Source organism: Vibrio methylphosphonaticus, assembly GCF_023634655.1.
Taxonomy (GTDB): domain Bacteria; phylum Pseudomonadota; class Gammaproteobacteria; order Enterobacterales; family Vibrionaceae; genus Vibrio; species Vibrio methylphosphonaticus.
The window spans coordinates 31,029-57,189 of record NZ_JAMKMS010000024.1 but is presented as its reverse complement, the minus strand read 5'-3'; the positions used below and the strand labels follow the sequence as shown (position 1 = coordinate 57,189).

Sequence of the window (26,161 nt, the reverse complement as noted above, 5' to 3'; positions counted from 1 at the left end):
GTGAAAGGAGTAAATAATGAGTTCTGAAAACATCAAAAATGTAGTTTTCGACATCGGTAATGTTGTTGTGCGTTGGGCTCCTTTAGAGATAACTCGGCTTACTTTTGGCGATAGCCCATCCCTAGAAGAGAAAGCGAAATCGATATTTCAGTCTGATATTTGGTTAAACTTGAATAAAGGGCTGCTATCTGAAAACGGCGCTAAATCTCAGTATCGCAAGGAGCTAGGTTTAACTGAATTAGAATGTGAGCGCCTGTTTTACTACGTAAAGCAAACTCAGATTTTGATTCATGGCTCTGTCGAACTCATTAGACGCTGTAAATCTGCTGGGTATCACGTCTTTGCATTAACTGATAACGTCCATGAAATTGTGTCTCACATAAAAGCGTTTTATACATTTTGGGACCTATTTGAAGGCGCAATAGTTTCAGCTGAGGTTGGTCTATTGAAGCCACAACCTGAAATTTACGAATCGCTTCTTTCCCAGTACGGTTTAAATGCTTCAGAAACCGTCTTCATTGATGATATGCCATATAATGTGGAAGGCGCAGAATCAGTTGGTATAAAAGCTATTCAGTTCGAAAGTGCCTCTCAATGCGAGCAAGCTTTAAAGTCTTTGGGAGTTGAGTGCTGATGGCAAAAAATTCACATAACAAAGCATTCAAGAGTGATTCGCAACGCTTGCTGTTTTCGCTTCGCTCAAAGTATAGGCAAGCGCCGCTCACACCTTAATGCGGCGTTATGTTTAATTAAGCCAATTAACTTTTGGGAAATAGAAATTCATAATGGATTACGAAAGAAAACTGAAAGCTGCTCTTGCAGAGCTAAACAATAAGGGAGTGTGGAAATCTAACTATAATCCACCAAACGACAAATTGTTGAAGATGATTGGTTGCAAACAACCACCGCCTTACTATCGTTCTTTTGTGGTAAATGTTTCCCTATCCTTTATTTCCTTCACTCCAATATACGGGATATTGATGTGGCTATTTTCTTGGGGGGCTGAGGGCAAGTCTATTACCGAAGCCGTTCTTTGGTCATCAATTGCGGGAACTCTTTTCGGTGCTACAATCGCTTTGTATTTCTATGTCCAGCATAAACGGCTGAAACTTACTGACTGGAAAAACCTAGGCGGCGAGTAAAAACCTACCAAATTGCTCAACAAAGGCTCCTAACGCTTGGCGACTTCTGTCGCAATTTCAGCTCCGTGTTTATGGCACAATATTCAAGTTAAGTGTCAACGCGTTGTCGCTTGTTAGCAAAGCGTTATGTGTTAGATTTAGTTAAGCGATTAATTTATAGGAAGCATCAAAGAATGATCAGGTTAGAGTTAGCGAAAGTTGTCGATGCTGAAATGTTGAAAGCTATTAGTATATCCGCATTTGCGAAGGACTATAAGCAGTATGGTTCTTACCCGCCTGGAATAGAGTCTCTTTTGTGGCATCAAACAGAAATTGAAAAAGGTCATTATTATAAAATTCAATATAATGATGAGTTGGCCGGAGGTATTTGTGTTATCCCATCGGAAAACAACGAAGTTGAGGTAAAATATTTTTTATATCTGACGACTTTCAAAATAAAAGAATAGGCTCTACGACAATGGAGTTGATTGAAAATGAATATTCTCATGTTCCTGTTTGGAATTTAGTCACTCCGTATAAAGCGTACCGAAATCATCATTTTTATGAAAAGCTTGGCTATCGTAAAGTTGGAGAAGTTCAGCCAAATCCAGATAATGACTTCAAAGTTTTTGAATATCAAAAAGTTTTGCGAAAAAACACATAACAAAGTGTTCAAGAGCGACTCGTAACGCATGGTATTTTTGGCTTCGCCAAAGTATATGCCATGCTACTCGCGCCTTAAAACGGCGTTATACCGCAATCAATTATCTAACCTTTTTATAGCTTTACGGTAAACATCGCTACGTTCGCGTTTTCCGACTGCTAAGACGGTTACAATGATGACATCGTCTTCAACTTTGTAGACGAGACGGTAGCCCGACTGGCGCAGCTTAATCTTATACATGTTGTCAGCTCCAGAGAGTCTTGAAGCCGCAACATGCGGGTTATCTAAGCGCTCGATTAGCTTTTTCTTAAATTGTTGTTGAAGCGTTGAGCCAAGCTTTTTCCACTCTTTGAGTGCGCTCCTTTTAAAGTCGAGTTTATAGGTCATCAATATTTACCGAAATGCTCTCTTCAGACTCACGCTCTTTCGCAATAGTTAGTAGTTCAAGATCTTCGAGTCTGTCGATCATCATTTCGTACGCTTCGGCTGGTACGCAATAAAATGCTGGCTCATTTCGGTTCAGTACAGCAACAGGTTCACCGTAAGCACTAGTTGCAACTTTCATAGGGTTAGCTTTCAACTCAGTAATGCTTGCAGCAACATCGGCTAAAATTCTAGTGGTCATGTAATAGGTCTCTTAAGTGGTCTTTATTTTGGTCATTTTAGCCTCAACCAAGCGGTATAACAAGTTGCTTAAGAGTGATTCGCAACGCGTGGCATTTTTACTATGCGTTGGTTTATGTGTTTAAGGTATTATGCGGAGGCTAAGGTCTTGCTTTGCTCACACCTTATCAAGGCGTTAGCAGTCAGAAGTAATAAGGAATTATAGATGGAATTAAAGTATCGTTTAGCTGGTTTTAAAGATTTGGAGAGTCTTGTTGCTTTGCTTTCAAATGACCCGCTTGGTAGCAAAAGAGAAGACGCGTCTGTTCCGCTGAATAGTGCGTATATTGAAGCGTTCGAAGCCATTGCACGAGATCCAAATAACGAATTACTTGTTGTTGAACTGGAAAACTCTCTAGTAGGGATGCTTCAAATTACTATTATTCCCTACCTGACACATATTGGTAGTTGGCGTTGTCTTATCGAAGGTGTACGAATCCATAGTGACTATCGTGGACAAGGTTTCGGTGAGCAAATGTTCGAATATGCTATTGAACAGGCAAAAAACAAAGGCTGTACAATCGTTCAGTTAACAAGTGACAAACAGCGTCCTGATGCAATCAGGTTCTATGAAAAACTTGGGTTCAAAGCAACACATGAAGGGTTTAAACTCGCGTTGTAAGCTGTCTGCTAACAATAAATTTAAGCAGATTCGCAACGCTTGGCACTTTTGGTTCTACTTCCAATTTAGTGCCACGGTACAATGCTTTAGGTTGGGTGGTGGCGTTGTTCACCCCTTAATTTGGCGTTATACGCATGCAGCAGTTTATCGATGGAAGGGAAGCAATGAAGTTAGCACAGTTGAATATAGCGTTGGCCAGATATGCATTGGATGCGCCGGAAATTAAAGAATTCGTTGATAACTTAGAGTTGGTGAATGGTATTGCCGAGGAAAGTGAAGGTTTTGTTTGGCGCTTAAAAGATGAAGGTGGTGATGCTACCAATATCCAATTGTTCGATGATCCGAATATGATTGCAAACATGTCCGTTTGGGAATCAGTCGATGCGTTGAAAAACTTTATGTTTCGAACCCATCATAGAGATTATATGCGACGAAAAAGTGAATGGTTCCATCGTCTTGATGAAGACAACTATGTCCTTTGGTGGGTCAACGATGACCATATTCCTAGCACAGAAGATGCCCTTGAACGGTTAAATCACCTTCGGAAGCATGGTGATAGTCCTTATGCGTTTACTTTTAAAAGTAACTACACACCTGCTGACGTAAAATCATGGGAGTAAAATGCTTCTTACAAATTGTTCAAGCAGACAGCTAACAGTCAGCGATTTTGGTTTAGCTGGGCTTGTGATTACGGTAGCTTTGATTGATTGATTGATTGAGCGCGGCGGCGGTTAGCTGTCACTTCATAAGGTGTTGGTTTGCTACAAAGAATCGGGAAGTATCGTGACAAAAAAGCAAGTAAAGATTAGACCAGCAAAAGAGAGTGAACTGGAATTTATCCATTCTCTAGTCATTTCAAATGACGAATGGACGAAGTTTAATGGTCCTTACTTTTCATACACTCACCCGTCATTAGAGCAGTTTGAAAACTCTTCATTTCAGCGCCTACTAACAGGATTAGACTTGCAGTTAATCACAGTCGACGATATTCCAGTGGGAGCAGTTAATTGTTACTGGGAATGTGAAGAAACGCGTTGGCTTGAAGCGGGAATTGTAATTTACGATAAAGAATATTGGGGTAGAGGCATTGGTGCATTAGCTATTCCTTTGTGGGTGTCGTACTTATTCGAAAATAAGGAACTTGAAAGGGTTGGTTTAACCACTTGGTCGGGTAATCCTCGAATGATGTCATTAGCATTGAAATTAGGTTTTCAGCAAGAAGCTATACTTCGTAAAGTTCGCTATTACAATGGCGAGTATTATGATTCAGTCAAATATGGGGTGTTGCGCTCGGAGTGGTTAGAACGCAACTAACAAACAATTTAATAGTGACTCCCAACGCGTGGCGATTTAACTTTGGTTCGAGGTTCGAGGTTCGAGGTTCGAGGTTCGAGGTTCGAGGTTTGTGTTTACGGTGCAATGGTTTAGTTTGGGCGTGATAGCATGTTGCACATCTTAATTGGTCGCTATACAACGAGTGCCAAATATTAACTAACAAGGAAGTGTTATGTCAGTTTTACCAGATGAAAATCAGAAACGATTCATTGCTATTCTAAGTAAAAAGATGGAGTTAGGAAGAACACTGAACGTATTGGGACATTTGAGTGTTGGATTATCGAGCCAGCTTGAAAGCAGTGAAAGTCAATATGTTGATTATGCAGACATGGATGGCAATGTACACCCTAGTTTATCTCACTACCCCTTCATTGTTTTGAAAGCGGACAACTCCAATAAACTTAGGAAAGTCAGAGAAGAAGCGATAAGCCGAAATATCAAATTTACTGATTTTACAAGTTCAATGATTGAGGGAGGCTCTGTAGAGCAGCAACAGAGAACCAAGGAAACGAGAGAAGTGGACTTAGAGTATTTAGGTGTATGCATCTTTGGCGGCACAGATACACTTAGGGAGTTTACTAAGAAGTTTAGTTTGTATAAATAAGTCGCTGTATAACAAGTATTAATGCGGAATCCCAATGCTCGGCGCTTTTTTTTGAAGTGATGCGCGCTTGGTAGATTAGTAGACAGCGCTGCTTAGTAAGGCGTTATCCCACTATGCGAGAAACTGAGTTTCTGCATACAAAAATATAGTTTACGATTCGGTTTTTTTGAGGCGGTTCTATATATGTCGTATGCCGTAAAAGCTGAAGCTCTTGCTAAAGCTATTTTAGTTCTCGTTGATGGTGGAGTTGATGATTCGCATTGTTATCGCAATTTAGTTGATAATTTGTATGCGTATCGTGTAGGTGCAGTAAATGGAACCGGTAAGTGGGATACAAGGAAGATAAAAGAGCATTGCCAATGGACAACCTCAGCTCGAAACAATGACAAAGTAGAGAAAGAGCATGTTGTGCCTATGGCTGAGGTGGTGCGCATCTTATTATCATTAACCGATCCCCAAATCACAGATGTTTATGATGTGATCGACAAGTACTGTGTGTACTGTATTGTCACGCCGGAAGAGCATCGTCTTTTGAATGTAAAATACCAAAGAAAAATGCCATCAGAGTTCTGGGACAGTAACACTGACTACTATATGGATGCTTGGGCAAGATATAAGTTGTCTGGTTTAGAGGGTAAGGTGATATGCGGAGGCTAGGGCATTGCGTTGCTCACCTTTTAGCCCGGCGCTATAATTACATCGCAGTTTGATCTCTCTCGAGTTAATTTTCTTCAGTTTGGCGTAAACAAGAATCAATCGTTAATGTCGGGTTTCGTCAACGTTAGAGAACCCAAATGTTTAAATGTCTACATTGTGCTAGCGCTATATCCATCAAAGAAAAATTTAATTTGAGGCCTGACAAGCAGCTCGCGTGCGGACAATGTTCCAAAAAGTTAAAGCCGTTTAAATTCTATTACTACGGCATCTTTTTTGTCGCTCCCTTTGCCACATCCTTTTTGCGTCTCTACCTTGAATTCAATGCTTTAAGCTCCGCAGGAATTGCGTTCGTATTTTGCATGTTGTTGTTTGTTTGTCAGCCAATGCAAAAAGCGGAGTTATCATAAATAGTTCAAGCAGACTGGTAACCGCTTACATTATTGGTTTGAAGTGGGTTTTGTGATTACGACATTAGTTCAATGACCCTGACTACGATATGGGTACTTTCTTCTTGGTATTAGGATTAGCAATGAATGATCAAAACTTTGAATACTGGAGAAAGACACGAAAACAGGGTTTTCTCTACTGGGCATTTAAAAATACAGCGTTAATGGTCGTTGCCTCTATAGTGTTTAATATTTTAATTAACTACCCATCATCAGAAGCTAAAAGCGTATCAAATTACGTGCAAGCCAATCTTGTAGAGTACGCCATCCTTCCATGCGTAATGTTTTTTGTTAACTGGGGTTTTTGGTTATATATAGAGAGAGTAAATTTAAGGCAGAATTATTGCGAAGAAATGTCGAATAACAGGTGTTTAAGAAGGGGATATCAATACTTGGTATTTCTGGTTTGATTTAGTTTTAGTTTTTACGCCACGCATGACTTAATAGGCATTATAACTGCGTGGTATTTTGAACAGCGTCGAAGTATATTAAGACGGTTTTGCATAGAAAGCAGTCCAACATTAGTGTGTAATTTGTACATAATTAATTAGGAATGGACATGTTCAAGTGCCCAAGCTGCCTAGCGCCGTTGAGTGTGAGAGATAAGCTCAACCTCTTCCCTGGCAGAGCAGTAACGTGTAAAAAATGTTCTCAAAAGTTAGAACTGTTCAAGGTCTATTATTATGCTTCTTTTTTTGTTGCGGCTTCGGGGGCATCTGTATTAGTCAATCGATGTGGATTGAACGAGTTAGTTGCAGCAGGACTAACGTTTGCCTATTGCTTTTTGTTATTTATATGCCAGCCAATCAGGAAAGTGTCGTAATTCAAGTATTAAGACTTGTTTTCAACGGATGGTGCTTTAGGGTTACTTTGAATTAGATTATTTAACAATGGTTTAGGTATGGTGATTGGCGCTGCTTATCACTTAACGCGGCATTGGAACGCTAAGATAAAAATTACAATCATTAGGATACTAAAATGAGTGAAATTGCTCGCTTCATATCTGGAGACGCTCCAGATAAATTGGGCCGTAATATTGAGCAGTTGCTAGCATACAATCACTTCTGGCTAGAGCACGATCATAAGTACATTCAAGTTCTTTTCCCGATAGATGAGGGGACTAAGTTCAATAAACATGCACCGTTGGTTACTCAAGAAGACCGAGAGGTGTTTAGTCAGTCGGAAGATCTGCGTGCTGCTCACTTAAAAGTACTCGACCTTTTGCTTGAATTTTGGGGATTGCGGCGAGATGGGTGTGAAATATCCTCAATGTTGGCACTTAGTCCTGCTAACCATGTATGGCTTAAAAGTCATGACCATAACCAACTTCGCCTGACCCGAGCAATTCGTAGTTTGTATTTGCTGGGCAACGAACAGGTAGCGGTTAAGCTGTGCAACTTTCTAATTGCAGCAGCCAATGAAACAGGCATGGTGTCAGATAAAACGGTGGAGTATTGGCGTAACGCGGTAAAAGGTTAGGAGAACGTTGTAAAAAGCGCATGCACAAACCGTTGAAGAGGAAATCTTTTATGTGTTGGTTATGTATAGCTTCATTTATTCACTATGTGCGTTAACGTATATGCACTTTAACTTTTATGTGCTTTAACTTTTATGCGCTTTGGTGCATTCGTGTGATTGGTTTCTCATTCATGTGGAGCGCTATCTCGTTATTATTCCTTATAAGTTTATAACCAATAATCGAGGTCAGAATGAGTGCTAGATATTGTGAGAAGTGCGGTAAAGAAACAGAATACAAAGAGTTAATAAAGCAAAAGCCGTCCCAATATGGCAAGAGTAAAAAACAACAGTTTAACGCATTTCTCTCGGGCTTCTTTGGTGGAGTAGCGAGTCCGGCAGGCGCATCACTCGATCTCATTGATCGGTATGTCGTTTGCCTAGAGTGTGGCAGTAAGACCTTAGATAATCATGGTGATGAATTTCAGTAAATGGTCTCCGTTTTTTGTTGCAACCATAGAGCTAGTCGTCAATTTAAGCTGGCAGCAAGCACACGGCAGTTTTTGCTTGAGGATTAGATGAAGTTGAAGTTAGTGGGTGTAAAAATAGCTGTGTATTCGGTGATTACGTTGTTAATACTTGGATTTGGCGTTACGTGCAAGGAGGCACAATGAACATAGGTATCTATATTTACGACCAAGCAGAGGTTCTGGATTTTTCAGGTCCATTTGAAGTGTTCAGTACGGCAAAAAGGCTGGGTGCTGATTGTTTGAATGTATTCCTGGTTTCAGAAAGTAACGAGCCTGTTATTGCTCGTGGTGGGTTCAAAGTGTTGTCTGACTATACGATACAGAATCATCCTCAAATTGATCTATTGGTTGTCGTTGGTGGGGTTCACACCGATGAAATATGTAAGCCTAAAATACTGAGTTGGCTGGCATCTATTGCCCCGCAAGCAAGTGAAATTGCTTCTGTTTGTACGGGGGCATTCCTACTCGCTAAGGCGGAATTACTTGAAGGTCATACTGTTACTACTCACTGGGAAGATATCACGGACTTATCTTCTCAGTTTCCAAATCTGAAAGTCATAAATAATCGACGTTGGGTAACGTCTGGGAAGTACACCACATCGGGCGGGATATCCGCAGGCATTGATATGAGCTTGCATCTCGTATCTCAGCATTATGGTTTAGAGTTTGCCAAGAAAGTAGCCAGGCAGATGGAGTACACCTGGCAAAATTGCGAATAGCAAACACTTCAAGCATAGTCGTAACGTTTGGTCGTTTGGGCTTGCGAGATTACCATTATAAATTTTGGCTTCTGTGGTGCGTGACGCACTAGGTAGGGTGGCGTTACTCTAAGGAGGGACTAATGACTATTACAACAATGATGACACTATTTGTGGCCATGGCTTTATCGGCGGCAATACCAGGCCCCAGTGTACTGGCTGTGGCGTCTCGGTCAGTAGCATACGGTTGGAAGCAAGGGTTTCTGGTCGTTTTTGGTGTGCTCTTGGCGGATTATGTGTTTATTCTTCTTGCACTTACAGGATTATCTGTAGTGTCTAGTTTGCTAGGTGAATTTGCGATACTACTGAAATATATCGGTGCTGGGTATCTGTTTTGGCTCGCATACGTTACCTGGTTGGACAACAGCAACTCGGAGTTTGGAGCAACCAACAACAGTGGTTCAAGTATTTTAGCGGGATTGTTAATGACGCTCTCTAACCCCAAGGCAATCTTGTTCTATATGGGTTTTTTCCCTGCATTTATAGATTTGACGTCTATTGATTTACTTGACGCTGTTCTAATTATGGCTATATCGACGCTATCGGTCGGTGGTGTTCTATGTAGCTATGCCGTGATGGCGTCTAAGGCTGGTAGATTGCTTAAGGGAAAACAATCAAAACGGTGGCTAAACAGACTTTCCGGAGGTATTTTGGCCTCGTGTGGGACTGCGCTGATTGTTAAGACTTAATAATTCAAACGTTCCCATCACGCGTGGCATTCTGATTTACATTGAATTGGTGAGTACAAATTATTGAGAGAAATTGAGTTGAATAATTATTTTGAAAGTCCTTTTATCGGCAAGTCTCTTAAAGAACAAGTGACGAATCCAAATATTATCGTGGGCGAGCATAGTTACTATTCTGGCTATTATCATAATCATAGCTTCGACGACTGCGCTCGTTACTTGCTTCCAGATAGGTCTGATGTTGATAAGTTAATTATTGGCAGCTACTGCTCAATTGGTTCTGGTGCTGTGTTTATGATGGCTGGTAATCAAGGGCATCAAAATAACTGGGTGAGTACCTTTCCGTTTTTTTATCAAGACAATGAAATCTTCGCAGATGCCAAAGATGGATTTGAGCGTTCGGGTGATACGGTTATCGGCAATGATGTTTGGATAGGCACTGAAGCCATGATTATGAGTGGCGTTACTGTTGGAGATGGGGCAATTATAGCAAGTCGTTCGGTCGTGACGAAGGATGTTGCCCCATATTCAATTGTCGGCTCAAACCCCGCAAAGCACATACGTTACCGATTCACTGAAGCAGAAATATCTCAGTTATTAGAGATGAAGTGGTGGGAGTGGGATGACGAACAGATAAAGGGCGCAATGAGCTTAATGTGTTCTTCTAATATTGATGGTCTCTACGATTATTGGAAAGCGTTGGTACACGGGCAGTAGGCATTAATAAAAGTCATTTTGTACGTTGAGTTAACGTGATGCTAGGTGCTAAAAATCAAAAGCATGGCGCAATAAAATATAAGAAAACACGGGTATTTAATGAAGGCATTGAGTTATCACATGTCTTAAGAAAAGCAGCGGAGTACGACTCTGTTTGTCGAGTGTAAGGAAGGGAGAGCGAGTTATGCGTGACTCATTGAGATGTCGAGTGATCGAGGTTTGTAAAAAGAAAATAGCTCAAAAGGGCGACAATGTTGGCGTTTCTTTTTATGCATTTTTCGCAAACAAAAATGATCAGCCTGAATTACTAATGGAAGCGGCAACGTGGTGGATACAAGAGCATAAGTTAGACCACTTTGAGAAGGCGCACAAAATCATTGCTATGGTAGAGACGGGGCAATAGATATTCAGTTTTTGTATGTAATTTGAAAAAGAGCTCGAATTGCAGAGCTCTTTTGATTCACTATTATACGTGAACGACGAGTTGTTCATCTTCAGAAGTGACTAAGGTCGCTTTATTTTGCTCAATTAATTGCGCGGCATATGACGGTGTAACCGCTAAAATCTGTCCTTTCGTTCTCAGGGTTAACGCTTCCCAAGCTTGATCTCTATATTTGCCCGGTTGTGTATATTGAATAAGTACTTTCATCATTTTCCCACTTCGTCTCATTAACGTGCTACTAACAGTAGTGGGTTTGTTGTGGTTGCGCATCTGTTAAATATGAAACATAAGTTTAACCAAATAAAAGATGCGAATAGTCAGTGATATTTGGGCAACTCATGACATTCGCTTGTGTATGTACGGGTTATTTTGGTTGCGCTGTCAGCCGCGGTAGGTTTCAGAAAATTGGAACCAAAGAAAAACTATCTAGGAAGAAAGTATGTTTGTAATGGAAGTTGAAGACGACTTAGCGTTGGCGTTAGTGGAGCCAAAGTTTGCTCCGTTGTATCTGGAAATTGTGGTTCGTGAACGCGATTATTTATCTCAATGGTTAGCATGGCCAGAACTCGCTCACGATGAGGCTTTTTTCTTAGCGTTTATTCAGCGTTCATTGCAGGGTTACGCGGAAGGAAAATCTATGACTTGCGCGATGGTTTGGCAAGATAACGTGGTTGGTAATATTAGCTTTAATACCATTAACACCCGTTTAAAAAAGGTTGAGATAGGGTATTGGCTAAGTGCGAAGTATCAAGGAAACGGCATCGTCACAAAATCAGTCGCTAAATTGATAGAGATTGCTTTTTTAGAGCTTGCGATGGAAAAAGTGGAAATATCGGCAGCGGTAGAAAATGGTGCGAGCCGAGGCGTAGCAGAGCGTTTAGGTTTCGCCCATGAAGGAACCATTACTCGTAGTGAGAATTTGAACGGACGAATTATTGATCATGCCATTTATGGTCTAAGCCGTACGGCATGGAGAGTAAACAGGGATTGAGGCCATGTCGTATGTCGGTATGGCGTGATAATATGACCGCTTGCGGGGAGGACACATCATGCGCTCAAATGAGACACTAATTCGGGATATTAAACGATGCACAGTGTGCATTGACTCGCTGCCTTTTGGCGCTAATCCTACTATTCAAATGAGTGAGACGTCGCGAATCCTTATTGCAGGCCAAGCGCCAGGAAAGCGCGTACATGAATCTGGAATCCCATTTGATGACCCCAGTGGCGACCGATTAAGGGAGTGGTTGGGAGTTTCTAAAGAGATCTTTTACGATCCTGATTGCTTTGCCATTGTGCCTATGGGCTTTTGCTACCCAGGGACAGGAAAAACGGGGGATTTACCCCCTAAACCCGCTTGCGCGGCAACATGGCGAGAGTCAGTGTTGGCGTCATTATCTAATGTTGAATTGACGCTGGTGATTGGCCAATATGCGATGGCGTATCACCTCCCTCAACCGCGCAAGAATTTGACGGAAGTCGTTAGCCAGTGGGAAGATTATTGGCCCGAAGTGCTGCCATTGCCTCATCCAAGCCCAAGGAATAATCGATGGCTAAAGCGTAACCCGTGGTTTCAAGAAACGGTGATTCCTCGACTTCGACAGAGAGTGACTGACGTATTAGCCCATAATTAGTTGATGGGTGAAAGAAGACAAACTTTAATATAGGAATGAAAATGACAGCGTCTATTAAGCAGCGTATTGGTAATGTGGCATTGGTTGTTGAGAACTACGACGCAGCGATCGAGTTCTACACAAAAAAACTGCAATTTACGGTCGTCGAAGACACCGATTTAGGAGGAGGGAAACGTTGGGTCCAAATTTCGCCGCCTAATTCAGATGGGACAAACTTGTTACTTGCACAAGCAAGCGGTGACCATCAGCGTCAGGCTGTCGGTAATCAAAGTGGCGGTCGTGTGTTTCTGTTTTTACAAACGAACGATTTTTGGCGAGATTATGAGTTAATGAAGCGCAATGGCGTGGTGTTTCATGAAGAACCTCGTGAAGAGGAGTATGGTGTGGTTGTGGTATTTGAAGACTTATACGGGAATAAGTGGGATTTATTGCAGCTTACTCATTAACCATTAACCATTAACCATTAACTATTAACTATTAACTATTAACTATTAACTATTAATTATTAGCCATTAATTATTAACCGTTAGCTTTTAGCTACGAGCCATCAGGGTGGGTGGCCTGTTAGCTGTGTCGGGTTCGATGAGCTAGGTGTGACTCATCTGATACATGAAGGCGCTTTCGCTTAGATAGCCATCAATTTTAGGTATATTTAAGCGAAAGACAAATTCTGAATAGGATCTATGGTGTGAACAACCCGGTGTTACGCACAACACTTTTTATATTTTTTCCCGCTACCACACAAGCATGGATCGTTACGGTTTGGCGTTTTCTCAAACGTCGTCGTTTTTGGCTTATTGATTAGTGTTTCAAGCTCAACGATGTTTTCTTCAGCAGCTGCATCAAGGGTAATGTTGGCAACAATCTTTGCTTCTGCTAATTGCAGTTCAATTTCGGCTTGACGCTCTGCGGTATTCACCACTATCGAAATTGGCGCTTCTTCCGTGCCTGCTTTTACGTCACGATTCACGTTGTAGCCAGACATTACATGATTGTGTCTGGTATCTATTCGACCTTTAAAAAACAACTTTGACATTGGAGACTCGCTTACAAATGGGGGAGTGATATTACTAGGGCGGCGATTATACCGATATCTAGCCATTGATAAAGCAACAATGCGAGACAAGCGATGCTATTGAGCATGAAAGTGTAGGTCTTTTACGAAATGCGCGAGACTCGTTACCAATTGCATTATGATGGCAGCATCAGGAATTAGATAACGATAATAACAAGGATAGTTATGTCGAAAGTGATACTAAAAGGCTACATCGTAGTACCAACTGAAGAGCGAAAAGCGGTGCTCGAGGCATTGGTGACTCATAAGGCATTAACGCTTAAAGAAGATGGTTGTTTAGTGTTTGAAGTAGATCCGGATGCAAACGACCAAACGCGTTTTAATGTTTATGAAGAGTTCGTTGATCGATCAGCATTTGAACACCACCAAGATCGAGTTAAAGCCTCTGAGTGGGGGAAAGTGACCGTTAATGTCGCAAGGCATTATCAAATTATTGAGTAATACCTTCGCTTTAGTGCCACACTAAAAATAACTATATAAAGAAGGAATAAGGTAGGGAGAAGGAGGATTACGTTAGCGTGAAGTAATCGCAAATACCGAAAAGGCAAAGTTTGAGGTATTATGCGCCATCACTATTGATTGCAGAATGATTGATTAAAGAATTTATGACCATTCAAATACAGAACATCACAGAAGAGTCAGAAGTCACTTGTTCAAACTGTCACGCTTGCTGTTGCCGTTTGGAAGTGATGATAATCACTGATACTGGTGTGCCCGAAGAGCATATCGCTTATGACCAGTGGGGCGCGGAAACGATGTTACGCTTGGATGATGGTTGGTGTTCAGCGCTTGATCGTGAGACTTACATGTGCACGATCTATGAAAATCGACCTTGGATATGTCGTGAATTTGAAATGGGTTCATATGAATGCAAGGTCGAGCGTAAAGAGCAGATGCCCTAGCTTGCAAGGGAGAAGGCCTGCTTTGTCCGTTTAGATGCCCAGACCGATCTCAATGACAGACCCCATTACCCACCTACATAGACTGCTCCGTGTAAGTGGGTTGATAGCCCCATTACGATGTAGCCATTAACGTTGGTTATCCCAAGTATCAAGTGATCCTGCGTATAAAATGGTTCTAAATATAAAATGATTCTAAGCAATAAGTGCGCTTAGTGCTGAGCACTCGTCTATTCACTATCATGCTCTGCAGTATCTAAGCTTTTTCAATGTACACCTTTCTTTTTATATACCCTGTTTCTTTCTATATCTTGTTTCGTTATATACCTTGTTTCTCTCAATATCTGCTTCTTTCTATATCCAAACTGAATATCAATTGGGAACAATCGATGTCAGTTGACTAAATGTTATCGTTATAACGGCTGTACAGTTCTGACAACGTTTTGGGCTTTCGCGATGATTGACCGTGATGACCTTGATATTCTGAGAGGATGGCTTGTCTATGCGCTTCAGCGGACTGAACGAAACTAGGATCAGCCATAGCTTGTTTACGCAGTTCATTGATTCGGTCTAATCTTTCTTGCAACATAACAACACCTCATTAAATACTGTATGTACAATCAGTATAATGTGGGGCTGTATAAATATCCAGTAATTGGAGGTAAATTAGTGAGCAGACGTCTGAGCATGGTTGAGGTATCAGTATGATGCATGAGTTTGGCGGGAGTGATAGGCGGACTGTATGGAGTGGCAATGTGCAGTGAGCGCGGTAGATGAACATCAATGTTATGCATAGCGCCGGGACTATTCTTTGCCGGAGTAATGTCGTGTCGTTGCTGGAGTAATTCCGTGGGCGAATGTCAGAATCAGATAAATCACGACTCATGCAAGAACGTCTTCGTGACGTTCGTCAGTACAGGGTCAAAATCGAAAGAAATTGCTGGTGAACTGTTAGGTGAATTACGGTTTTTTCGGCTTTTCTGTCAATTCTTGTGCGTAAAGACTTATGTTTATGTGATGAGTGTCAAATTAATACCATCAAAAAAGTGATTAAGAAATAGTCATTCAGGGCTGTTTTCTACCAATGTTATGTACTACTAACATTCGCTTGAAGTGAATTTATAGGAATAATGACGCAAACCTAAATATGATTCTATCAGCTAACGTACTGATTCCCATTTAATTTATGTTTGGAATGTTGGTTATTAAAAGCTCGGCATATTGACGAGAAGCTATGTTCGCTCTTATTTGTTGGTGTTATATAGAGGCTGGCAAGTATTTTTTTCAAGCGAATTGTTACAATTTGTAGCACATTGGCCTTGCATGTATAGTCTCCCGCCAGTTGATAAACGATGTTCGAAAGAACATAACAGATGGAGATCTATAACAATGGTCACAAATGATGCAGTCATAATGGGTATGCTCGCCTTAATTCTAGGTGGGGTATTCATTACAGAAAGCAGCCAGAATCCGTTTTGGAAAAAATTCTATACTTTTGTCCCTGGTTTATTGCTTTGCTATTTCGTCCCATCATTGTTGAACACGACCGGTGTCATCGACGGTTCAAGTTCAAACTTATATTTTGTCGCAAGTCGCTACCTTCTGCCTGGCGCACTAGTATTGTTGATTGTCTCCGCGGACTTAAGAAAAATCTTTGGTTTGGGCTCAAAAGCAATCATTATGTTTTTAACCGGTACACTCGGAATCATCATTGGCGGCCCAATCGCGTTGCTGATCATTAATGCAGTGAACCCAGAGTTAGTCGGTGGGGATGTATGGCGCGGTCTAACAACGGTTGCGGGTTCTTGGATTGGCGGCGGTGCAAACCAAGCTGCGATGAAAGAGGTATTCGACGTTGATGACAAGCTGTTTTCTGCAATGATTACGGTTGATGTTATCTGTGCCAATATTTGGATGGCAATCTTGCTGATAATGGCAGGACGCCAAAAGAAAGTCGATGCTTGGTTGAAAGCGGACACCTCTTCAATTGATGAGCTCAAAGAAACCGTTGCGCACTACGAAAAAGAGAATGCGAGACCGATTACGACGACTGACATGATGAAAGTTGTCGCTATTGCTTTTGGTCTGACGGGTCTAGCGCACTTCTTTGCAGACTTAATTGCACCGTGGATTGAGACTAATGCACCGGAGTTGGCGAAATACAGCTTAACGTCAGGCTTCTTCTGGTTAATTGTATTAGTCACGACGTTTGCACTGATCGCGTCAACCTTCAAAAGCGCACGTACTTTAGAGCACGCAGGTGCGTCAAAAATTGGTTCAGCTTTCATTTATATTCTAGTCGCTACCATTGGTATGCAGATGGATGTTACTGCAATATTGGATAACCCAGGTTACTTCTTTATTGGTATTACTTGGTTAACTATTCATGCTGTACTGATGATTGTTGTGGCTAAATTAATCCGTGCTCCGTTGTTCTTTATGGCGGTAGGTAGCCAAGCTAACGTTGGTGGTGCGGCTTCTGCTCCAGTTGTTGCCGCCGCGTTCCACCCCGCGCTAGCGCCGGTCGGTATTTTGATGGCAGTACTCGGTTATGCACTTGGTACATACGGTGCGTATATATGCGGCATTATCATGCAAGCAGCGGTTAGCGTTGTTGGTTAGATTGACCGTTCTCTAATATCGATTGGAGTCCGCATAAGCTAAGATTGATTAAGGGTAATACCGTTTGGTGTTACCCTTTTTTTTGTCTGAGTCGTGGTTTCGAGGTTGATTAATTATTCAATTGAGAGAGAATGCTAGGCTAATTTATGCGTTCACAAGCAGGGAGGCTTATGAAACCTCAAGTGTTACCCAATAATCCTAATTTTTCTTCTGGACCATGCGCGAAACGCCCAGGTTATGATATTAACAACCTGAATATTTCTACATTAGGTCGTTCTCATCGCTCTTCAGTCGGTAAGGCTGCGCTTTCAGAGGCGATTCAACAAACCAAATCGATCCTTGGTATCCCAGATGACTATCGCGTTGGTATCGTTCCAGCATCGGATACCGGCGCGATGGAAATGGTGATGTGGTCGATGCTGGGTCAACGCGCCATTGATGTCTTTCATTGGGAATCATTTGGTGCCGGTTGGCTCAATGATATTGTAAAGCAGCTTAAACTGAGTGATGTAAATACGTATTCGGCGGAGTATGGCCAGTTGCCTGATTTGTCGCAAGCCAATCCAGAAAATGACGTATTGTTCACGTGGAATGGTACGACGTCGGGCGTAAAAGTCCCTAATGGGGATTGGATCAGTGAATCGAGAACAGGGTTGACGATTTGTGATGCAACGTCTGCCGTTTTTGCGATGGAGATGCCATGGGAAAAACTGGACGTCACCACATTTAGTTGGCAGAAGGTACTTGGTGGGGAAGGAGCCCATGGTGTGATTGTATTGAGTCCAAATGCGATTAAGCGGCTTGAGTCCTATCAGCCACCTTGGCCGTTACCGAAAATTTTTAGGATGACACAATCTGGTAAAGTCATAGAAGGGCTCTTTAGTGGCGCGACGATTAATACCCCATCTATGCTATGTGTCGCGGATTATCTTGATGCATTAGGCTGGGTGTCTGATATTGGTGGCGTTGGTGCTGCGATTGAAAAGTCGCAAGCAAACTTAGCGGTGTTAACCCGTTTTGTCGCCTCTCGATCTTGGGTCCACTTTTTGGCGCAAGAGGATTCTCAGCGTTCAAACACAAGTGTTTGCTTTACTTTAGATGCGAGTGAAGCCCAAACTAAAGCCTTGGTCGCATTGTTAGACAAAGAAGGGGCAGGATACGATATTGGTGCATACAAAGATGCCCCATCGGGATTGCGAATTTGGGCTGGGGCCACGGTGGAGAGTCAAGATTTAGAAGCGTTGCTGCCTTGGCTAGATTGGGCGTATCAGCAAGTGACTCAATAACGTGTTCAATAAATTACTGCGTCCAGTCAATTAACGAGTTCGAAAAATAAACGATGCACCAAGCTACAGACTCAAACGCTCAGTTTACAGGGTGTAGCAAGAATAAAGATGAAAAGGGCAGCCAAATCGGCTGCCCTTTTTTAAATCAATCAACGCCGCTGACAACGCTGGTGGTTGTTAGCAAAACCAACTACTTATGGTCCAGAACGGCGGACTTCTTTTGATCGTAGTTAGTCTTCATTTTTAGTGCAACGTTCACTAAGTAGATTAACACCGGCACTTCAATCAGTGGACCAATCACTCCCGCAAAGGCTTGATCAGAATGAATACCAAAGACGGCGATCGATACGGCAATCGCTAACTCAAAGTTATTACCTGTTGCCGTAAAGGCAATAGACGCGTTTTTGTCGTACGGGATGCCCAGTCTTTTACCAATGAAGAAACTTATGAAAAACATCGAGACGAAATAGATGGTGAGTGGAATGGCAATGCGCACGACATCCATTGGTAGCTCTACGATCATTTCGCCTTTAAGGCTGAACATCAATACAATCGTCGCCAATAACGCGATAAGTGTCAGAGGAGAGATTTTTGGAATAAACACCGTGTTGTACCAATGTTCACCTTTCATCGACACCAGAATTTTACGGCTCAAAAAGCCAGCAATAAAAGGAATGCCTAAGTAAATGAGTACGCTGTGGGCGATATCAATCATCGAGATGTCAACGACCATACCTTCGTAGCCAAAGATAGGAGGTAGGACACTGATGAATAACCACGCCATAAAGCTGTAGCTAACAATTTGGAAAGCGCTGTTAAGTGCCACTAATGCCGCGCCATATTCTTTATTACCGCCGCCAATATCGTTCCAAACCAGTACCATCGCCACGCAACGAGCGAGACCTATTAAAATAATGCCCACCATATAGCCAGGATGATCACCCAGAAAAACTAACGCGAGCACAAACATCAAAATAGGTCCGACTATCCAGTTCATGATAAGTGACAGTGTAATGGCACGTTTATCTTTGACAGTGGAGCCAAGTAAGCGGTAGTCGACCTTGGCAAGTGGGGGATACATCATCACAATGAGACCAATCGCCAAAGGGATATTGGTACTCCCTACGGAAACGGCTTCGTTCCATTGTTCAATTTGAGGAAATTGAATCCCCAGAAAAACACCAATTGCCATGGCAGAAAAAATCCACACGGTTAAGTATCTATCTAAAAAACTCATTTTTGGTTGCATTGTTTGCTCTGCTATCGTTTATCGTCGAATTGCGATTAAATTAATGAAATTGTGACGTGGGCGACATGTCGCCGTGTTTCGTAATAATGTAGCTTAGTAGCTTAGTCGAACTATAGTTTTGCAGCTTTGCAGCTTTGCAGCTTTGCAGCTTTGCAGCTTTGCAGTTATGTCGAACTATCACTTGGTGGCTTACCGCAAGCTTGTACTAACGTTAATTTAAGATGGCCTTACTCATTGCGTCATACGTTGCAAACGCTTCTCTATTTATGCGGTAACACATTTTAGGGGGTATCGATTCTGCGCTAATAAAACCTGCGAGTCGCAGAATGCGTAGATGCTCAGAAACCGTTGATTGGGCAAGACCGAGCTGCGACACCAAATCGCTGTTTAAGCAACCACCAGATTTATCCAGTATGGACAGAATGCTGATGATTCGAATTCTTGCTGGGTGTGAGAGTGCTTTGCACATGGCAGCAAACTGTTGTTCATCCTGCTCTCTTTCCGCCGTTGGAGTAAAGTCGCTTGGCAGTGTTGGTTGGCAAGTAGAAGTCATTCGCTATCTCTAATCGTTAAAAGACGATTAATGGTAGGAGGAATAATAACAGAGGTCAATGGTTTCTTTTCGTTATTTGAGCAAAACGTAGAGCATCGTGATAAATAACAATATTATTCAATGAATTAACCTTGTGTATTTCAGCGGGGTCTATCCATGGCGCTGCGAGGCGTTGCGACTAAATAGCCGTTGTTAGTGTTTGGATGTTTTATTCATTAGCGTAATAACAAAATATTATAATTATAAGAACTAATGATAATTATACATTTATTGAAGGGGCGTTAAGATAGTGCCAATGATTTAGTCACGTTTCACGGTTGGTCGTTCCACCGCTTGAACGCTTAGATAGAGAATGATGAAAATGAAAATTTTGCACACCATGTTACGCGTCGCCAACCTTGAAAAGTCTATTGAATTTTATACACAAGTGCTGGGGATGTCTGTATTAGATAGAACCGACAATAACGATTATCGCTATACGCTGGTGTTTGTAGGGTATCCAGGGCAACCAAGCAGTTCGACGATTGAACTGACATTTAACTGGGACACCGACCAGTACGAAATGGGCAACGCCTTCGGTCACATCGCGCTTGGAACCGATGATATCTATGCTATGTGCGACGCAATTAAACAGCAGGGTGGTCAAGTCACTCGTGAGCCAGGTCCAGTCAAAGGGGGCAGTACTCACATCGCTTTTGTTGTTGACCCAGACGGCTACCAAATTGAACTGATCCAAGTTAACTAAAGGAAATCATAATGAAAGACGCTTTATTTCAACCGTTGCAACTTGGTTCTCTTACATTAAAGAATCGTATCGTCATGCCTCCGATGACGCGTTCACGTGCTACGCAACCTGGTAATGTCGCCAATGATATGATGGCGACATACTATGCACAGCGTGCAAGTGCTGGATTGATTGTTGCAGAAGGCACTCAAATTCATCCTCAAGGACAAGGTTATGCTTGGACACCAGGTATTTACTCTGCGGAGCAAATTAGAGGCTGGAAAAAGGTAACGGACGCGGTACATGATAACGGTGGTGTTATTTTTGCACAGCTATGGCATGTCGGTCGTGTGACTCACCCAGATAATATTGGCGGCCAACAACCTATTTCATCTTCAGCGATTAAGGCTGAGAACGTGAAAGTGTTTATTGACAATTGCACGCAAGAGCCTGGCTTTGTGGACGTGGTGGAACCTCGTGCCATGACGAAGTCTGACATTTTGGACGTTGTTGGTCAGTATCGTCAAGCGGCGATCAATGCGTTAGAAGCCGGGTTTGATGGGATTGAACTTCACGCGGCGAATGGATATTTGATCAATCAATTTATTGATTCAGAGGCCAATAACCGTACTGACGAATATGGCGGCTCTGTCGAAAATCGATTGCGTTTCATGCGAGAAGTGGTAGAAGCGATGAGCGATGCGATTGGCGCTGACCGAGTCGGTGTGCGTTTGGCGCCGTTTACATCTCTAAATGGCACGGTGGATGCAAATCCAGTAGAAACGTATACCGCGGCGGCAGCCATGCTAAATGAACTTGGTATCGTGTACCTGCACATCGCAGAAGTCGATTGGGACGACGCACCAGGAACGCCAGTGGCCTTTAAGCAAGCGGTCCGCGATGCATTTAAAGGGGTGCTCATTTATGCAGGGCGTTATAACGCAGAAAAAGCTGAGCAGGCAGTCGTCGAAGGTATGACCGATCTGGTTGGTTTTGGTCGACCTTTTGTCGCTAATCCCGATTTACCTGCTCGAATTCAACATCAATACCCATTAGCCGAACATGATCCCAATACGTTGTTTGGTGGCAATGAAAAAGGTCTGAATGATTACCCAGCGTATGGTCAGTAATCTTAGATAACGAGTATTGTCGATACAGTGAATGAAAACCGCACAATTTCTGTGCGGTTTTTTGTTTGCAGCGCGATAAAGACAAATTTTTGAATCGGTATTGAAGTTTTTTTATCAAGGAGTGAATTAACATCGTATACTACGCTTGATATTACCAATGTACTGTAGGACTCCCATGTCATTAGAAGAACAACAAAACAACCCTCTCCATGGCCTTAAACTTGAAGAGATGGTGACTGAACTTGTTGATTATTATGGGTGGGACATTTTGGACGCAGCGATGCGTATGAACTGTTTTCACACCAACCCGTCTATCGCCAGCAGCGTGAAGTACTTGAAAAAAACAGAATGGGCACGAGAGAAGGTTGAGATCTTTTATCTTTCACGTTTTAAGCGTATGCCTAAACCAAGAGAGGAGGAATATGACATCCCACCTCGTAAGCGTACTTTTGCTAATGGTATTGTGCCTAAAGAGCCAATGAAGTTGACGGTTGAATCTATTCACGCGTCACAAGCTAAAGCGGCATCCACGTACAAAGCACGTACGTCTGGCGGTCGTCATAGAGGTCGTTAATCGACGGAAAGCTACATTTTTCAGGTGCAGGGAAAGATTGCTTCAGGTGCAGGGAACGTGCCTGATTCCAGAATCGTTACCAAGGTATTTCACTGCCATCAAAACTAAAGAATTTTCCGGTATCACTGGGAGTGACGGTGTTCATTAAAGCGACGAGCTTCTGGGCAACCAAGTGTGGGGGAAAAAGTTTGTGTGGCGGAACCTTACTTTGGAACGGTGTAGACAGCGCCGTATCCGTGGTCCCGGGATGAAAAGAGAACACACAGCAGGTTGGATTTTTGTATTGCCATTCAATACTAATGGTTTTAATCGCCATATTTAACGCAGCCTTTGAGCAACGGTAACTGATCCATCCCCCAAGTTGGTTATCCTCGATACTGCCTATGCGAGCTGACAGTGCGATAAAATACGTCGGCTTTTTAGAGCGTAGCGCTTGAGCAAAATGCTTGGCGAGTAGTAGTGTGGATGTGGTGTTGAGTTGTATGTTTTTATGGAAGAAATCTGGACTGAATTGGCTCACTGATTTTTCGGGCATGCATTGCCCTTGCGAAGGTCCTTGAGATTGACCTTGAGATTGGCTTTGATGCAAAAAACCCACAGCGTTGATCACGATATCTATGTTTGGAATCGCTGCCGCTAAAGTTTGAATATCTTGCTCCGATGTGACATCCAGTTGATGCCAGACCAGTTTTGGCGACACAAGAGCATGTGAATGCCGACAAAACGTGGCATGAATCATGGTCGTTTCACTCGCTAAAAGAAAGTGCTCTACCAAGGCAAAACCTATTCCTCCAGAGCCTCCAATAATAAGGATGTTCATCCGTGTCTCCTAACTTATCTGTATTCAAACCCGCCCAACACCGTTTCTACGCAGTAATCACAAACAAGAAGCAATGCAAATGGTAATAAAGTTGCTGGCGCTTTTGGTTCCGGCTTTATGCTATTATTGGCGTTACTCCCACACCAACTGACACGCAAGTGATAGACATTGTTTTCTATGGCGGGCGATAGTCGCAGACGATACTAATTCTAGATGAAGCCCATTAATTCTAACGTCAAACACCTTCTCTCGTTCACAACGGATATCAGTGACTGCACGCTGCCGAGCGCCTTTACTTTCCCTTATTATTACACGCCGCATCCTTTAGCGGCGATGGCAATGACTGAGTTACAAAACTACCTCGAGACACAAGCTGAGTGGTCATATGATTTTGCTCAGCGGGGCATGATGTTTGGTGTATTAGTAGTGAAAAATGCAGCGGGCGATATCGGGTATTTATCATCGTTTTGTGATGACGTTATCCAGGCAGATTGTAATCAAGCGTACCCAACATTTTTTGTTGATGCGGTTGTTGAAGCGGTTGTTGATGTGAATACGTCGAAAACCCAAGATCTAGATGGTCAGCTTACGTCACTTGAACTCGATATTAGTAAGCAGAGAAGCTCGGCGAATTACCTGCAACTAAAGCAACATCTACAGGAACAACGTCTAGAGTCAGAGCGGCAGATTGCAGCACAACAACAGCGAAATAGTGAGGCAAAAGCCGAGCGAAAACAGCAAAGACTCGATATGGAAAGCCAACTTGGGCAATCAATCGATGATGCGGGTTTACAGAGCTTTATTCAGGCGCTAGGTGTGCAAAGTAGCCACGAAAAAAGGGCGTTTAAAGCACTAAAACAGCAATGGCAGAGTCAATTAGCTGATATTGAAGAGCAATACCAGCACGAGCAATGCAAGATCGCAAGAATGGAAACTCAACATAAGGAATTGCAGGCTTTACTAAAGATTCAACAGCAGAAATCCGTCCAGTTTTTAAATCGAAAAGGCGTCAAGAAAAGCCTGTTCGATTTGTCTAGTCAATCTAGCCAAAGTGATGATCAACAGCCAATTACGCAGTCGTCAGGGCAAAATTTGCCTAAACTATTGCAAGCTGCGTTTTTACAAAACCTCACGCCGCTCGCATTAGGTGAATTTTGGTGGGGCGCTGCGCCTTATGATCAAATCCGCCAACATAAAAACTTATACCCTGTTTGTCAAAGTAAGTGCTTTGAGGTGTTACAGCATATGCTGGAAGGTATAGCGATTGATCCTAGCCCTCTTGAGCAAACGCCGTCATTCGATAAATCACTAGATATTGTTTATGAAGATGATGTATTGGTGGTCGTGAATAAACCTGCAGAATTTTTATCCGTTTCAGGCAAGTACATCAGTGATTCGGTACAGGCTCGAATGCAAGCAAGATACCCTCATGCGACTGGACCTATGATTGTTCATCGTCTTGATATGTCGACATCCGGACTGCTCGTGCTCACACTTTCTGGTGAAGCGAATAAACACGTGCAGAAGCAATTTATTGACCGCAGGGTAGAAAAACGTTACACCGCACTACTTGAAGGTAAGATCCTGCGAGAGACTGGCGTTATTACGTTACCACTTCGAGGCGACTTAGCGGACAGACCAAGGCAAATGGTCTGCCATGAAGAAGGCAGAGCAGCGGAAACCACGTATCGGGTGATCGATGTCACCGACAATCGAACTAAAATTCATTTATTTCCCAAGACAGGACGAACCCATCAATTACGTGTCCATTGTGCCCATCAAGCAGGTCTCAATATACCCATCGTCGGTGATGATTTGTATGGATTTAAGGATACCCGTTTACATCTTCACGCTGGGTATTTGAAATTTCAACACCCATCAACAGGGGAAGTAATGGAATTTGAAGTGTGTGAAGACTTTTAGATAACTTGTTTACCAAAAGAAGAGAACGGTGGTTTGGTGATACTTTTTCCGGCGGTCTAAACGTCCATGAGTCTCTCTTCTTTTGCGTTTAATCGTATGTATGCCTCGATTCGGTGAATATTCCTCGATATTCATTTACCCACATAAACTCGTTGTTCCAGTTACTTATTTTAAACAATTAAGCTAATGATTTTTGACTTTTCGGTTGATAAATGGCAATTTATTTTTAATTGAACGTTCAATTAAAAAACATTCAGGTAACATTTATGCCAAAAGTAGGAATGCCAGAGATACGTCGCCCACAACTTGTAGAGGCGACCATAGCCGTCATTGATGAAGTTGGGCTGTCTGGCGCAAGTGTTGCACTCATTAGCCGAAAAGCTGGGGTGTCAGCAGGCATTATTAATCATTATTTTGGTGGTAAACATGGCTTGCTACAAGAAACGATGCGCTCGGTATTACGTCAGTTATCTGCGACATCAATTCAACATTTAAGCGCCGTTGATAGCCAAGATGTTCCTGGTCGAGTGAAAGCGATAGTGGCAGCGAATTTCGATGGCTATCAAGTTGAAAGTAAGGTGACAAAGACTTGGCTTGCATTTTGGGCACAGTCCATGCACGACAAGGACCTCTACCGACTTCAACGTGTGAATGAAAAGCGTTTGTTGTCACACCTTCGCCGAGAGTTAAAACAAGTGTTGCCCGAACAGCAGGCTAAATTTGTTGCTCAAGGTATCGCGGCATTGATCGATGGTATTTGGCTACGTGGTGCGCTGAATCCACAAGGCATTTGTGCTCAAAACGCGCAGCTGATTATCTCTGATTATCTAGAAAAACAGTTACCTACGGCGTTAACGCCCCCACAGTAGCCCGACAGTGCAGCCGTTAATTCGAAGGCAAATGGGCCTTTAGCGAAAATTAGTCTGTATCGAAACTAGACTGTATCGAAATTATGCTGCGCGACAATTAGTC

The 26,161-nt window shown here is 42.5% G+C and carries 35 protein-coding genes; 27 read left to right on the top strand and 8 right to left on the bottom strand.

All coding sequences use genetic code 11. The features are described 5' to 3' along the window. The first annotated feature begins 16 nt into the window (after positions 1-16). From M9196_RS21010 to M9196_RS20995, 4 genes are all read left to right on the top strand, one after another. Complete coding sequence (locus M9196_RS21010) at positions 17-634, top strand: HAD family hydrolase (RefSeq protein ID WP_250619451.1); 618 nt, start codon at positions 17-19, stop codon at positions 632-634. A 151-nt stretch (positions 635-785) separates the two neighbouring features. Beyond that, on the top strand, positions 786-1,142 hold the full coding sequence (locus M9196_RS21005; protein WP_250619450.1) for a DUF6404 family protein: 357 nt from the start codon (positions 786-788) through the stop codon (positions 1,140-1,142). Between the two features lie 173 nt (positions 1,143-1,315). Further along, complete coding sequence (locus tag M9196_RS21000) at positions 1,316-1,588, top strand: hypothetical protein (RefSeq protein WP_250619449.1); 273 nt, start codon at positions 1,316-1,318, stop codon at positions 1,586-1,588. An 11-nt stretch (positions 1,589-1,599) separates the two neighbouring features. Then, positions 1,600-1,785: a hypothetical protein gene (locus tag M9196_RS20995; RefSeq protein ID WP_250619448.1), complete on the top strand. Its 186-nt coding sequence runs from the start codon at positions 1,600-1,602 to the stop codon at positions 1,783-1,785. A gap of 96 nt (positions 1,786-1,881) precedes the next feature. Here M9196_RS20995 and M9196_RS20990 read toward each other — a convergent pair whose 3' ends face one another. Both M9196_RS20990 and M9196_RS20985 read right to left on the bottom strand, forming a co-directional pair. Further along, complete coding sequence (locus M9196_RS20990) at positions 1,882-2,172, bottom strand: type II toxin-antitoxin system RelE family toxin (RefSeq protein WP_250619447.1); 291 nt, start codon at positions 2,170-2,172, stop codon at positions 1,882-1,884. After that, entirely contained in the window at positions 2,162-2,410 is a 249-nt protein-coding gene (locus M9196_RS20985) for a type II toxin-antitoxin system Phd/YefM family antitoxin (protein WP_250619446.1), read from the bottom strand. The genes M9196_RS20990 and M9196_RS20985 overlap by 11 nt, the downstream gene beginning before the upstream one ends. A gap of 204 nt (positions 2,411-2,614) precedes the next feature. Between M9196_RS20985 and M9196_RS20975 the strand changes: the two genes are divergently transcribed. From M9196_RS20975 to M9196_RS20925, 11 genes are all read left to right on the top strand, one after another. Beyond that, positions 2,615-3,070 (top strand): GNAT family N-acetyltransferase, encoded by a 456-nt coding sequence (locus tag M9196_RS20975; RefSeq protein ID WP_250619445.1) that lies wholly within the window; start codon positions 2,615-2,617, stop codon positions 3,068-3,070. A gap of 164 nt (positions 3,071-3,234) precedes the next feature. Further along, entirely contained in the window at positions 3,235-3,690 is a 456-nt protein-coding gene (locus M9196_RS20970) for a DUF3291 domain-containing protein (RefSeq protein ID WP_250619457.1), read from the top strand. Between the two features lie 163 nt (positions 3,691-3,853). Next, positions 3,854-4,384: a GNAT family N-acetyltransferase gene (locus M9196_RS20965; protein WP_250619444.1), complete on the top strand. Its 531-nt coding sequence runs from the start codon at positions 3,854-3,856 to the stop codon at positions 4,382-4,384. A gap of 193 nt (positions 4,385-4,577) precedes the next feature. Then, positions 4,578-5,009, top strand: coding sequence for a DUF2000 domain-containing protein (locus tag M9196_RS20960; protein ID WP_250619443.1), 432 nt, complete (start codon positions 4,578-4,580; stop codon positions 5,007-5,009). Between the two features lie 183 nt (positions 5,010-5,192). Then, complete coding sequence (locus M9196_RS20955; protein WP_250619442.1) at positions 5,193-5,666, top strand: hypothetical protein; 474 nt, start codon at positions 5,193-5,195, stop codon at positions 5,664-5,666. Positions 5,667-7,090: 1,424 nt separating this feature from the next. After that, positions 7,091-7,591, top strand: coding sequence for an opioid growth factor receptor-related protein (locus M9196_RS20950; protein WP_250619441.1), 501 nt, complete (start codon positions 7,091-7,093; stop codon positions 7,589-7,591). A 230-nt stretch (positions 7,592-7,821) separates the two neighbouring features. Further along, complete coding sequence (locus tag M9196_RS20945) at positions 7,822-8,058, top strand: hypothetical protein (RefSeq protein ID WP_250619440.1); 237 nt, start codon at positions 7,822-7,824, stop codon at positions 8,056-8,058. Between the two features lie 179 nt (positions 8,059-8,237). Continuing rightward, the gene (locus tag M9196_RS20940) at positions 8,238-8,816 is read left to right on the top strand and encodes a DJ-1/PfpI family protein (protein WP_250619439.1); all 579 of its coding nucleotides are present in this window, start codon (positions 8,238-8,240) and stop codon (positions 8,814-8,816) included. Between the two features lie 122 nt (positions 8,817-8,938). After that, a complete protein-coding gene (locus M9196_RS20935; RefSeq protein WP_250619438.1) occupies positions 8,939-9,544 on the top strand; it encodes a LysE family translocator in 606 nt (201 codons plus the stop codon). 78 nt (positions 9,545-9,622) lie between these two features. After that, on the top strand, positions 9,623-10,258 hold the full coding sequence (catB, locus tag M9196_RS20930) for a type B chloramphenicol O-acetyltransferase (protein WP_250619437.1): 636 nt from the start codon (positions 9,623-9,625) through the stop codon (positions 10,256-10,258). A 184-nt stretch (positions 10,259-10,442) separates the two neighbouring features. Next, on the top strand, positions 10,443-10,661 hold the full coding sequence (locus M9196_RS20925) for a DUF6500 family protein (protein ID WP_250619436.1): 219 nt from the start codon (positions 10,443-10,445) through the stop codon (positions 10,659-10,661). Positions 10,662-10,724: 63 nt separating this feature from the next. Here the strand turns inward: M9196_RS20925 and M9196_RS20920 are convergent, their stop codons facing one another. Further along, complete coding sequence (locus M9196_RS20920) at positions 10,725-10,907, bottom strand: hypothetical protein (protein ID WP_250619456.1); 183 nt, start codon at positions 10,905-10,907, stop codon at positions 10,725-10,727. Between the two features lie 232 nt (positions 10,908-11,139). On the opposite strand from M9196_RS20920, the gene M9196_RS20915 reads away from it, so the two are divergent. From M9196_RS20915 to M9196_RS20905, 3 genes are read left to right on the top strand one after another with little or no spacing between them, the layout of a single operon-like run. After that, positions 11,140-11,691, top strand: coding sequence for a GNAT family N-acetyltransferase (locus M9196_RS20915; RefSeq protein ID WP_250619435.1), 552 nt, complete (start codon positions 11,140-11,142; stop codon positions 11,689-11,691). A 58-nt stretch (positions 11,692-11,749) separates the two neighbouring features. Further along, a complete protein-coding gene (locus tag M9196_RS20910) occupies positions 11,750-12,334 on the top strand; it encodes a uracil-DNA glycosylase family protein (RefSeq protein WP_250619434.1) in 585 nt (194 codons plus the stop codon). A gap of 41 nt (positions 12,335-12,375) precedes the next feature. Beyond that, positions 12,376-12,780 (top strand): VOC family protein, encoded by a 405-nt coding sequence (locus M9196_RS20905; RefSeq protein ID WP_250619433.1) that lies wholly within the window; start codon positions 12,376-12,378, stop codon positions 12,778-12,780. A 257-nt stretch (positions 12,781-13,037) separates the two neighbouring features. On the opposite strand, the gene M9196_RS20900 is transcribed toward M9196_RS20905, so the two are convergent. After that, entirely contained in the window at positions 13,038-13,370 is a 333-nt protein-coding gene (locus tag M9196_RS20900; RefSeq protein ID WP_250619432.1) for a PBPRA1643 family SWIM/SEC-C metal-binding motif protein, read from the bottom strand. A 204-nt stretch (positions 13,371-13,574) separates the two neighbouring features. Between M9196_RS20900 and M9196_RS20895 the strand changes: the two genes are divergently transcribed. Both M9196_RS20895 and M9196_RS20890 read left to right on the top strand, forming a co-directional pair. After that, positions 13,575-13,850 carry a putative quinol monooxygenase gene (locus M9196_RS20895; protein ID WP_250619431.1) on the top strand — a complete coding sequence of 92 codons (276 nt, stop codon included), beginning with the start codon at positions 13,575-13,577 and terminating at the stop codon, positions 13,848-13,850. Between the two features lie 164 nt (positions 13,851-14,014). Then, positions 14,015-14,311 (top strand): YkgJ family cysteine cluster protein, encoded by a 297-nt coding sequence (locus M9196_RS20890; protein WP_250619430.1) that lies wholly within the window; start codon positions 14,015-14,017, stop codon positions 14,309-14,311. Positions 14,312-14,708: 397 nt separating this feature from the next. On the opposite strand, the gene M9196_RS20885 is transcribed toward M9196_RS20890, so the two are convergent. Next, complete coding sequence (locus tag M9196_RS20885) at positions 14,709-14,897, bottom strand: hypothetical protein (RefSeq protein ID WP_250619429.1); 189 nt, start codon at positions 14,895-14,897, stop codon at positions 14,709-14,711. 800 nt (positions 14,898-15,697) lie between these two features. Here M9196_RS20885 and M9196_RS20880 point away from each other — a divergent pair. Next, positions 15,698-16,930, top strand: a complete 1,233-nt coding sequence (locus M9196_RS20880; RefSeq protein ID WP_250619428.1) for a DUF819 family protein — start codon at positions 15,698-15,700, stop codon at positions 16,928-16,930. A 170-nt stretch (positions 16,931-17,100) separates the two neighbouring features. Beyond that, the gene (locus M9196_RS20875; RefSeq protein WP_250619427.1) at positions 17,101-18,216 is read left to right on the top strand and encodes a phosphoserine transaminase; all 1,116 of its coding nucleotides are present in this window, start codon (positions 17,101-17,103) and stop codon (positions 18,214-18,216) included. 190 nt (positions 18,217-18,406) lie between these two features. Here M9196_RS20875 and arsB read toward each other — a convergent pair whose 3' ends face one another. Together arsB and M9196_RS20865 are read right to left on the bottom strand one after the other, a co-directional pair. Further along, positions 18,407-19,465, bottom strand: coding sequence for an ACR3 family arsenite efflux transporter (gene arsB, locus M9196_RS20870; RefSeq protein WP_250619426.1), 1,059 nt, complete (start codon positions 19,463-19,465; stop codon positions 18,407-18,409). A gap of 211 nt (positions 19,466-19,676) precedes the next feature. After that, on the bottom strand, positions 19,677-20,018 hold the full coding sequence (locus tag M9196_RS20865; RefSeq protein WP_250619425.1) for an ArsR/SmtB family transcription factor: 342 nt from the start codon (positions 20,016-20,018) through the stop codon (positions 19,677-19,679). Between the two features lie 361 nt (positions 20,019-20,379). On the opposite strand from M9196_RS20865, the gene gloA reads away from it, so the two are divergent. From gloA to M9196_RS20850, 3 genes are all read left to right on the top strand, one after another. Next, entirely contained in the window at positions 20,380-20,763 is a 384-nt protein-coding gene (gloA, locus tag M9196_RS20860) for a lactoylglutathione lyase (RefSeq protein WP_250619455.1), read from the top strand. Positions 20,764-20,774: 11 nt separating this feature from the next. After that, the gene (locus M9196_RS20855; RefSeq protein ID WP_250619424.1) at positions 20,775-21,872 is read left to right on the top strand and encodes an alkene reductase; all 1,098 of its coding nucleotides are present in this window, start codon (positions 20,775-20,777) and stop codon (positions 21,870-21,872) included. Positions 21,873-22,047: 175 nt separating this feature from the next. Continuing rightward, positions 22,048-22,446, top strand: coding sequence for a VF530 family protein (locus tag M9196_RS20850; RefSeq protein ID WP_250619423.1), 399 nt, complete (start codon positions 22,048-22,050; stop codon positions 22,444-22,446). Between the two features lie 76 nt (positions 22,447-22,522). On the opposite strand, the gene M9196_RS20845 is transcribed toward M9196_RS20850, so the two are convergent. After that, positions 22,523-23,266: an SDR family NAD(P)-dependent oxidoreductase gene (locus tag M9196_RS20845; RefSeq protein ID WP_250619422.1), complete on the bottom strand. Its 744-nt coding sequence runs from the start codon at positions 23,264-23,266 to the stop codon at positions 22,523-22,525. 213 nt (positions 23,267-23,479) lie between these two features. Here M9196_RS20845 and M9196_RS20840 point away from each other — a divergent pair, with 213 nt between their 5' ends. Together M9196_RS20840 and betI are read left to right on the top strand one after the other, a co-directional pair. After that, positions 23,480-25,189 (top strand): RluA family pseudouridine synthase, encoded by a 1,710-nt coding sequence (locus M9196_RS20840; protein ID WP_250619421.1) that lies wholly within the window; start codon positions 23,480-23,482, stop codon positions 25,187-25,189. A gap of 266 nt (positions 25,190-25,455) precedes the next feature. After that, on the top strand, positions 25,456-26,058 hold the full coding sequence (gene betI, locus M9196_RS20835; RefSeq protein ID WP_250619420.1) for a transcriptional regulator BetI: 603 nt from the start codon (positions 25,456-25,458) through the stop codon (positions 26,056-26,058). Positions 26,059-26,161 lie beyond the last annotated feature (103 nt).